The following is a 9,108-nucleotide window of genomic DNA, read 5'->3' on the forward strand; positions in this document are numbered from 1 at the left end:
CCCATGCCGCCCCTATGCGACGACGAGCAGCGCCCGCCCGAGCCACCCGTACCCGACCAGGAACCGCCCGCCTTCGAAGAACCCGAAGAATCGACGCTCATCGCCATCGGCACTTACAGACAAATTCGCGACTACAGCCTGGTGCTCCTATCACAAGGAATCGTCCACCAGTTCCAGCGTTCCGAGGAAGGACCTTTCGAAATTTTCGTCTCGCCCGAATTCGAGACGCGCGCCAGCGAACAGATTGAGCTCTACCGCAGGGAAAACCCGCCCAAGGAAGAAAACCCACCGCTCCCCTTGAGCCTGAGCCTCCAACCCGTATGGGTTCTACTGGTACCCGTGGTCTGCACCGTCCTCGACTTCGGGAACTTCGTCGACCGCATGCATTTCGCCGGACTCTCAGATGCCTCCAAGGTTCTGCACGGCCAGTGGTGGCGCACCATCACCGCGCTCACGTTGCACGGCGACGCCCGCCACATCGCGTCGAACCTGCTCAGCGGCTACATCGTGCTGAACCTCATGTCGTACAGGCTCCCGCTTGCACGCATGGCGCCCTTCCTCGCCGTAGCAAGCGCCATCGCGAACTTCTTCGTCGCGCTTACCGTCCAGAGCGACTACCGCGCCCTCGGATTCTCGACCTTCGTGTTCGCCGCCATCGGGGCCCTCGCCGTCATCGAATTCCGGCTCATGCCTCGGGAAACCCACGGGATGCTCCGTCGCTTCGCACCCCTGTGCGGCGCGGCCTCGCTCGCCGTATTCCTCGGGCTCGGCGAAAACGCCGACATCCTCGGCCACGCCTACGGCTTCATCGCGGGCGCAGTCTGCGGGCTTATCCCACAAAAAAAGACGCTCCGCTGGGGAACGCCTACCACGCTTGCCGACCTCGTGTGGGTCGCCATCTATTTCGCCATATTCATCGTAGGCTGGCACGCCGCGCTTTCCTAACCGGTGCAGGGCCTGAGACACGGTCCATGCGCAACACCTCTCCCGCATACGACAAAACCCCCGGCTTGTACCGGGGGTCGTGCTTTAAATTCTCAATTTGCGTTAGAAGCTAGCGAGGAACTTCTTGGCCCTGTCGGCGTACGGCTGGGTATCGCCGTAGACTTCGACGAGACGTTCAGCGACGCTCTTCGCCTTGTTCTTGGAGCCGAGTTCGTTGTGCAGCAGCACGAGCTTCCACATGGCATCCGGGACAATCGGGGTTTCATCTTGCGGTTCTTCCTTCTGGAAGCGGTCTTCCTTGTCGCCCGTACGCTTGCCGAATTCCTTCACGAAGTCTTCGAGAAGCTTGGCAGCAGCGGAATAGTCGCCCTTTTGCATCTTGGCAGAAGCAAGGCCATGGATGGCGGCAGAACGGACCAGCGCCACGGAACCGGCGTTGTCGATGGACTTCTGGAACAGCGCGATAGCGCCATCGTAGTCAGCCTTTTCGAACTTGATGTTACCAGCGAACAGGGCGGCCTTCGCGAGGGCAAGACCATTCAGCTTACCGGAATTGATCTTCGCCTCGAATTCGTTGAGGGCGTTGTCCTTGTCGTTGACATAGAGATAAGTAAGACCCGTACCGAGGAGTTCAGCCTGTTCTACGGCAGCAGCCTTGCGGCTATCCTTGAACTGGACGACGCCGGCGACAACAACAAGAATAACGGCGAGGGCCACGAGGACCTTGGAACCGTGTTGGACAAAAAACTCCTTGATTTCGGAATTGCTCTGATTAGATTCGTTAGCCATTTTAGACTTCCATGTTAAAATTTCGTGAACCAAACATAGAAAAAACGAAGGACTTTGCCAACCGAACGCTCTTTTATCTTGACAAAAACGACCTGTATTGCTATTTTTGACCCCGCTATGCCACTCTAGCTCAGCTGGTAGAGCAGCTGATTCGTAATCAGCAGGTCGGCAGTTCAAATCTGCTGGGTGGCTCGAAGCCCCGGTTCCACAAGGAATCGGGGTTTTTCTTTTTTGGTCCATCCGTCGGCGGCCTTAAACAGCCCGTCAGATTCCCCCTATCCAAGGGCACTCATTTTTACTATATTTGGCGCCCTATGAATCCGAACGGCGCAATCATTGTACAGAGCAACCTCGAAATCATGGTCGAGGTTGATTCCCCCTCCTACGAAGCAGCTCGCGACGCAATCGCCCCCTTCACCGAACTGGTAAAGAGCCCCGAGCACCTGCATACATACAAGATATCGCACCTGAGCCTCTGGAACGCGGCAGCAACCGGCCTGCGCGCTCCCGAAGTGCTGGAACGCCTGGAAAGCCAGAGCCGTTACCCCATCCCGCAGACGGTCATCACCGAAATCGAGGACTACATGGCCCGCTACGGCCTGCTGCGCCTCAAGAAGGATGGCGACCTCCTGATCATGGAATCCGACGACAAGTACATGTTCACGGAAATCTGCAAGCTCAAGGATGTCGAGCCGTTCGTTTTGGAACTTAAGGACGACCTGCACGCCATCATGGACCCGGAACGCCGCGGTCACCTGAAGATGGTACTCACGAACGCCGGATTCCCCGTCGAAGACCTCGCGGGCTACACCGTGGGCGACCCGCTGCCCATCCACCTGCGCGAGACGACGCTCTCCGGCAAGAAGTTCGCACTCCGCGACTACCAGAGAGAAGCGGCACAGGTATTCTACGCGAGCGGTTCCGAAAAGGGCGGCTCGGGCGTCATCGTGCTCCCCTGCGGCTCGGGTAAGACCGTCATCGGACTTGCGACCATGTCCCTCGTCCAGACCAAGACGCTCATCCTTACGCCGAACATTTCGGCATCCCGCCAGTGGATTCGCGAAATCTGCGACAAGACCGACCTCACCATCGACCAGGTGAAGGAATACTCCGGCGAAGTCAAGGAAATCGGCCCGGTGACCGTCGCGACCTACCAGATCCTCACGCAGAGGAAGCGCGTGAAGAACGCCGAAAACGAGAAGCCCGAGACATCGCTCGACGAATTTACCGACGAAGAAGTCAAGAAGGAACTCGCGAACTTCCCGCTGTTCAGCCAGGAGAAGTGGGGCCTCATGATTTACGACGAAGTGCACCTGCTTCCCGCCCCCGTTTTCCGCCTGAGTACCGAAATGCAGGCCACCCGCCGCTTGGGCCTTACGGCAACGCTCGTGCGCGAAGACCACAAGGAAACTGAAGTATTCAGCCTTATCGGCCCCAAGAAGTACGACATCCCGTGGCGCATCCTCGAAGCCCAGGGCTGGATCGCGACTGCGGACTGTAACGAGATTCGCATCCCGATGGAAGCGGAACTCAAGATGAAGTACGCCCTCGCGCCTATCCGCGAGAAGATCACGCTCGCGAGCACGAACCCCGAAAAGACAGACATCGTGGAACGCCTGCTCAAGTACTACGACAAGCCCGACGACCGCGTGCTCATCATCGGCCAGTACATCGACCAGCTCGAAGCGCTCTCGAAGGAACTCGACATCCCGCTCATCACGGGCAAGACCCCGAACAAGGAACGCGAAAAGCTTTACGGCGCCTTCCGCAACGGAAGCCTCAAGAACCTCATGGTTTCGAAGGTCGGCAACTTCGCCATCGACCTTCCCGACGCGAACGTGCTCATCCAGATTTCCGGAACCTTCGGAAGCCGCCAGGAAGAAGCCCAGCGTCTCGGCCGCGTATTGCGCCCCAAGAGCGACGGCGGTGCCGCGCACTTCTACAGCATCGTGACGCAGGATTCCAAGGAACAGGAATTCGCCATGAACCGTCAGCTGTTCCTCACCGAACAGGGATACGCCTACAAGATCATCAAGCGCGGGGACTGGGATATTCTCGCCCGCACTCCTGAAGAACTCGCTGCCCGCCAATAAGCGTCGCATAGCTTCGTACTCGGACTCTCGCTGTACTACTTGTACAGCTTCGGTCCTGCGGCCTCGCTCTGCTCGCTTATAATTTTTTCGTCGCATAGCGTCGTTGCAAAAATTCAATCAAATAAAAAAAGTCCCGACTTTTGATCGGGACCTTTTCATTTTTTAAAGTTCGTTATTCTCTATATCGATCGCGTTATTTAACAGAAATCCCGAAAGCTTCTGCTTTCGGGACTTTCTTTTCCGATTATAGGAGTACGGATTTCTTTAGGCCTTCGTATTCACGGACTTGTCGATATTGAAACCGAGTTCATCGCAGTATTCAGCATCGCAAGCGTCGCTGGCATCAAGCAAACTAGCCTGGTGCTTGAGTTCAACGACTTCCATCTTCGGAGCCTGATATTCTTTCTTCATCATTTTATTTTCCCCCAATAATTACTTCTGGATGGTCTTCTTGCCGACAAACATGCCCTTGTTTTCGGGCTTTCCGTTGAGCTTACGGCCCTTCAGGTCGAACCAATTATTGACCTTCGTGATTTCGCCCGTAGCCATGTTCCAGCGAGCAATGCCGGTCGTGCCGTTGTCGCTATCAATAAGAAACACATCGATGCTCTTGGGCAGTTCGACGGCGTCTTCATTAGCAGACTTGCCGAGCTTGCGGGAACTTTTCTTGCTGTCAGCATCGCCGGCACCGATATACTTCAGGTAAGCGCGCAGGGGCGGAACATAGGCGCCGGAACCGACCTTGACGAACTGGCCCGAAGTAACCTTGCCCTTGTCCTTGGCGGCATAGCCATAGACCTTGCCCAGGTCCGCGTCACCGGCTTCCCAGCGGGTAAAGTTATACACGCCTTCAAAGGACCAATCATTGGTATTGGTCTTCTGGTTGTAAAGCCAATAACTCATAACAGCATGCTGAGATCCAGACAGCCTTCCTTTAGCCTTGAATTCGAGCGTATAGATATCTTGGCACTTCTTGTTTTCGGTGTCATTCATCATCAACACGGGGCGATTGGCGCTGACTTCCGAAATAACATGAGCCTCAGCATACCACTTGCCATTGTCATCCGTGGTGAAATTGAAAATATCATACAGCTTCAAGCAATCATTCTTCTCCAGCGTAAATGCAACCGGAAGAACGACCGTCGAATGGGAAGCCACAGGAGTATTGCGGTTTACGTAGATATCGTAACCGGAGATATCGCCGGCGCATTCTACTGTTGCGTCAGAGATGTAGACCTTGGAGGTATCATCATCACTGTAGGAACTCAAATCCAGAAATTTCGAGTCCTTAACAAGACGTCCGCCCGGGAAATCACACACTTGTGCGCTGGCAAAAGAAACCAGGCTAGAGATAAGAATCATTTTGAGTGCAGTAACAGCTCTCACAGTTCCTCCTTTTTTAGAGCGCTCGGAATTTAGCAAAAGAGAACCCCTGCGACAACATTTTTTTTTATTACAAAAAATTAAAGTCTCCCCGTTCAGGAGAGACTTTATTCGTTATTGTTTCTTTTATATTATTTTAAAATGACGATTTACTTTTCCACAACGATAAGTTCCGGATCACCGCGCCCCGGAAGCGGTTTGAAGATTTTGACATTCGTCTGAATCGCCGCTCCACCAAAGGCTTTCATCTCGCAAGTGAACAGGTAATTCATTCCCGCCACAACCTGCGTCGAGACGCTGAGTGGAGTCAGATTCAAGTAAGCGTAGTCCTTGGTCGCGGCAACGAACACGGCGGAATCTTCCGCGGTAAGCGGGCGCTGTTCAGAATAGCCGCCCATGAGCATCTCGTCGGTCTTGCCCGCGGCAAGATTCGCAAGGAACGTTTCCACTTCTACCTTCGCGATGGAATCGCCATCTTCCCTTGTCATACGCTTGTTGGAAACACCCATCGCAAGCGTCACGTTCGCATTGGGTTCAAGCGTCTTGAGTTCGGCAGCAGAAGCCTTGCGGCCGCCGCTACCGTAGGTGCAAAACGGCACCACCACCTTGCCCGACAAATCGTTCGAATCGAGGAAAGAATAAATCGGCGGAGCGAAACTCCCGAACATGATCGGATAGCCCAGATACACAGTATCGTACTTGGCGAGGTCCAGTTTCGCATTCTCGAGCGCGGGCCATTGCTTGCTTTCACGCTGCGCACCTACCATAGCAATAGTGCTGTCGTAAGTGGAAGGATACGGTGTCACCAGCTTGAGTTCGATTTCGTCGGCATTCACCGCCTGCTTCATGACCCCGGCAAGTTTCTTCGTCGTTCCCGTCTGCGAGAAGTAGACGACAACCGACTTGCTCGCCGCAGGTTGCGCGGCAGTTTCCGCAGCGGGCTGCGCCTTGGATTGCGCCTTCTCTTCGGCTCGGTCATTGCACGCGACAAACATCGCAGACACGGCAACGGCAGATATCATTACGGCCAGTTTCGACCTACAAATCATAGCGACCTCCTATATAGACTTCTGCTCGCCGCGAGCACGCGGCACCAGCAAGCGGATCAAAGTCACGACTGTAGCCCCGATAAGGCACATGAACATGTCCGTCTGCGTATCCCAAATGTAGCCCTGCGTTCCCAGGAAGGCTTCCGTATCTGTCGGGTTGCCCAAAGAAGCCATCCATTCGATAATTTCGTAAAGCGCGGAAATAGCCTCGGCGACGCACACCGCAATGAACCCCGTCCATCCGTTGGTCTTGAGCGGAGTTTTCCGGCGCAGAAGTTCAATCATCACGAGCGCGGGCGTAACGCCCTGCATAAAGTGCCCGATCTTGTCGTAATTGTTGCGCGTCCAGCCGAACCAGTCTTCCATCCAGAAGCCGAGCGGGACCTTCGCATATGAATAATGCGCCCCCACCAGGAGGACCACCATATGGAGCGCCATCACCACGTAGAGGAAGGTCGGCATCCGGAATTTGTTGTACGTGAACACGAGGACAAGGAGCCCCGCAATCGCGGGTGAAGCCTCGAGAACCCAGGTAAGATATGTATCGACGACCCCGATGACAGACCAGACCGTAGTCAGGAGCACGAGAGCCAGTAGAATTAGATGTGATTTTTGGATATTCTTCATACCTATAAAATAAATAAAAAATGTCTTTTTAGAGTTGCCGTTTATTATATATATTGAATATCAGGAGTATCGGGTTTAACAGGAGCAATAAATGAAAAACAGTCATTATTTTGCAAATGTCGCGCTTGGTGCCGCACTCATCGGCACGGGTATCACAGACGCCTTCGCCGCAGAGCCGACCATCAGGGAACTCGCAAAGGAACGAGGCCGCTTCATCGGCACCATTTTAAACAGCGAATGGTTCAATGACGCAATTGAACCGGAATTCGAAGAAATTCACAAGACTCAGTTTAACGTGGTCGTCGCCGAGAACGAGATGAAGTTCGACGCCACCGAACCGGCCGAAAACGAGTTCAACTTTGTTAAGGGCGACAAGATGGTCAAGTACGCACAGGAAAACAAAATCCGCGTGCGCGGCCACGCCCTCGCCTGGCACAGCCAGGTCGCCGGATGGGTCAGCAGCAATTATGGCGGGCAAAAAGAAAAGCTGCTCGCGGTGCTCAAGAACCACATCGAGAAGGTGGTCGGACATTACAAGGGCCAGGTCGCCGAATGGGACGTGGTGAACGAGGCCATCAACGATGACTACAACGCCGGTTGGCGCAGCAATGGTTCCGTATGGTACGAAGGCATCGGTGCTGAATTTTTGGATTCCGCTTTCGTATGGGCCCACAAGGCCGACCCGGATGCCGAACTCTGCTACAACGACTACTCCCTCGAATGGGGCCTGCGCGAAGGTTCCAAGGCGAGCTTCGTCGTGGAGCAGGTGAAGCGCTGGAAGGCAAACGGCATTCCCATTACCTGCGTAGGCACGCAAACGCATATCGAAATCGCGCACGAGACGACCCCGCAGAACGTACGCGCGCTCGCGAAGGCGCTCGCGGAACTCGACGTGACGCTGAACATCACCGAACTCGACATCGGGTTCCCGAAGGGAGAAGCGGGCAAACTCACCGCCGCAGATTATGCGAAGCAAGGGCATCTGTACCGCCAGTTCATGGACGTGTTCCTCGAAGAACCGAACATGGGCGAATTCGTCATCTGGGGCCTGACCGATGCTCACAGCTGGCTCGACGAGCAGCAGGGCAAAACGGAAGCACTCCTCTACGACAAGCAATACAAGCCGAAGCCCGCTTATGACAGCGTCATGGCGAGCCTCTTGGCGCACCCGGCAGAAAGCGTAGTCTCCCCGTATGACAGCAAGATATTCATCGACCCGCCGGACTCCACCGAAACGGATTCGACAATCGCGATCAAGGCAATCGCAAGCCCGGCCAGCCTTTCCATGCACATTTCCGGCCGCACGCTGTTTATCGCCGGCGCGAATTCCGCGAAGGTCGAGGTATTCGACATGCAGGGCCGCCCGGTATTCAGCGGAAAGAGCGAAAAGGGCTCTGTCGAACTGAAAGGAATCGCAGAAGGAATCTACATGGTACGAGTCCGCGACGGATCTTCGAGCCTCGTCAAGCGGATAGCAATAAAATAGCCCGTAACTATTTGCGGGAAAAGAATATTTATGGAAAAAATCGGATCGCGAGTCCATCTCGCGGCTCTTTTTTTCACATAAAAAAGGCCCTCCCGATTTTCGGAAGGTACCTTGGAGAGAAACTATTGAACAGTCTTACTTGTACATGTAGCTTACGCCGTTGGGGAACTTGAATTCCTTCATGCCGTTTGTCTGCACCTGGCTCACGGACTTCACTTCGCCACCGTAAATAACGTATTTACCTTGGTAAGTAGGCTTGAAAGCGGCCTTGTCGCTGCCGTAGTAGGTGTTGGTGTTGTAGGACACTTCAGCGCATCCAGGAACGTCCATCGTGTAATTACCGAATGCGAGGAGAACGCCACCAGTAATCGTAAATCCGTCATCGGTATCGACGAGTCCGCCGGCAAAGTTGTAGGCGCCGCAGTTGTTGCCGCCCTGCTGGCCGCCCATACCGGGCATGCCCCAGCCACCCATGCCGCCCATGCCGCTGTTTTCGTAGCTCTGACCGGTGATTTCAACAATCACCACGCCGCCAGTCATTTTTCCAGTACCGTTGGCATCTAACCCGTCAACCATGTTGCCCTTTATGCTGATGTAGTGGTAGCCACCGCTAATGACGATATTGCCACTGCTTTCACTGAACATGGCCATGGAACTGTTGGGGTTCTTGGGACCGCCTGCAGCGTTCCAGCCATCGTTGGTCGCAAACACGGAGGTCACACCGCCTTCAGCGAAA

The 9,108-nt window shown here is 54.6% G+C and carries 8 protein-coding genes, 1 tRNA gene and 1 pseudogene; 4 read left to right on the forward strand and 6 right to left on the reverse strand.

What is annotated here, in order from left to right:
• Positions 1-3: 3 nt before the first annotated feature.
• The gene (locus tag IK012_RS01400) at positions 4-945 is read left to right on the forward strand and encodes a rhomboid family intramembrane serine protease (RefSeq protein WP_290949561.1); all 942 of its coding nucleotides are present in this window, start codon (positions 4-6) and stop codon (positions 943-945) included.
• Between the two features lie 102 nt (positions 946-1,047).
• Here IK012_RS01400 and IK012_RS01405 read toward each other — a convergent pair whose 3' ends face one another.
• Positions 1,048-1,734: a tol-pal system YbgF family protein gene (locus IK012_RS01405; RefSeq protein WP_290949563.1), complete on the reverse strand. Its 687-nt coding sequence runs from the start codon at positions 1,732-1,734 to the stop codon at positions 1,048-1,050.
• 119 nt (positions 1,735-1,853) lie between these two features.
• Here IK012_RS01405 and IK012_RS01410 point away from each other — a divergent pair.
• Both IK012_RS01410 and IK012_RS01415 read left to right on the forward strand, forming a co-directional pair.
• A tRNA-Thr gene (locus IK012_RS01410) sits at positions 1,854-1,926 on the forward strand.
• Positions 1,927-2,048: 122 nt separating this feature from the next.
• Positions 2,049-3,827: a DNA repair helicase XPB gene (locus tag IK012_RS01415; protein WP_290949565.1), complete on the forward strand. Its 1,779-nt coding sequence runs from the start codon at positions 2,049-2,051 to the stop codon at positions 3,825-3,827.
• A 264-nt stretch (positions 3,828-4,091) separates the two neighbouring features.
• Here the strand turns inward: IK012_RS01415 and IK012_RS01420 are convergent, their stop codons facing one another.
• From IK012_RS01420 to IK012_RS01435, 4 genes are all read right to left on the reverse strand, one after another.
• Entirely contained in the window at positions 4,092-4,241 is a 150-nt protein-coding gene (locus tag IK012_RS01420; protein ID WP_290949566.1) for a hypothetical protein, read from the reverse strand.
• Positions 4,242-4,259: 18 nt separating this feature from the next.
• A complete protein-coding gene (locus tag IK012_RS01425; protein ID WP_290949568.1) occupies positions 4,260-5,213 on the reverse strand; it encodes a hypothetical protein in 954 nt (317 codons plus the stop codon).
• Between the two features lie 146 nt (positions 5,214-5,359).
• On the reverse strand, positions 5,360-6,259 hold the full coding sequence (locus IK012_RS01430) for a flavodoxin (protein ID WP_290949569.1): 900 nt from the start codon (positions 6,257-6,259) through the stop codon (positions 5,360-5,362).
• Between the two features lie 9 nt (positions 6,260-6,268).
• The gene (locus IK012_RS01435; protein WP_290949570.1) at positions 6,269-6,886 is read right to left on the reverse strand and encodes a DUF2238 domain-containing protein; all 618 of its coding nucleotides are present in this window, start codon (positions 6,884-6,886) and stop codon (positions 6,269-6,271) included.
• A 91-nt stretch (positions 6,887-6,977) separates the two neighbouring features.
• Here IK012_RS01435 and IK012_RS01440 point away from each other — a divergent pair, with 91 nt between their 5' ends.
• Positions 6,978-8,372 (forward strand): endo-1,4-beta-xylanase, encoded by a 1,395-nt coding sequence (locus IK012_RS01440; protein WP_290949572.1) that lies wholly within the window; start codon positions 6,978-6,980, stop codon positions 8,370-8,372.
• A gap of 135 nt (positions 8,373-8,507) precedes the next feature.
• Here IK012_RS01440 and IK012_RS01445 read toward each other — a convergent pair.
• Positions 8,508-9,108 (reverse strand): annotated as a pseudogene (locus tag IK012_RS01445) (hypothetical protein); the annotation flags it as partial.

The sequence above is a fragment of the Fibrobacter sp. genome (genome assembly GCF_017551775.1).
GTDB lineage: Bacteria > Fibrobacterota > Fibrobacteria > Fibrobacterales > Fibrobacteraceae > Fibrobacter.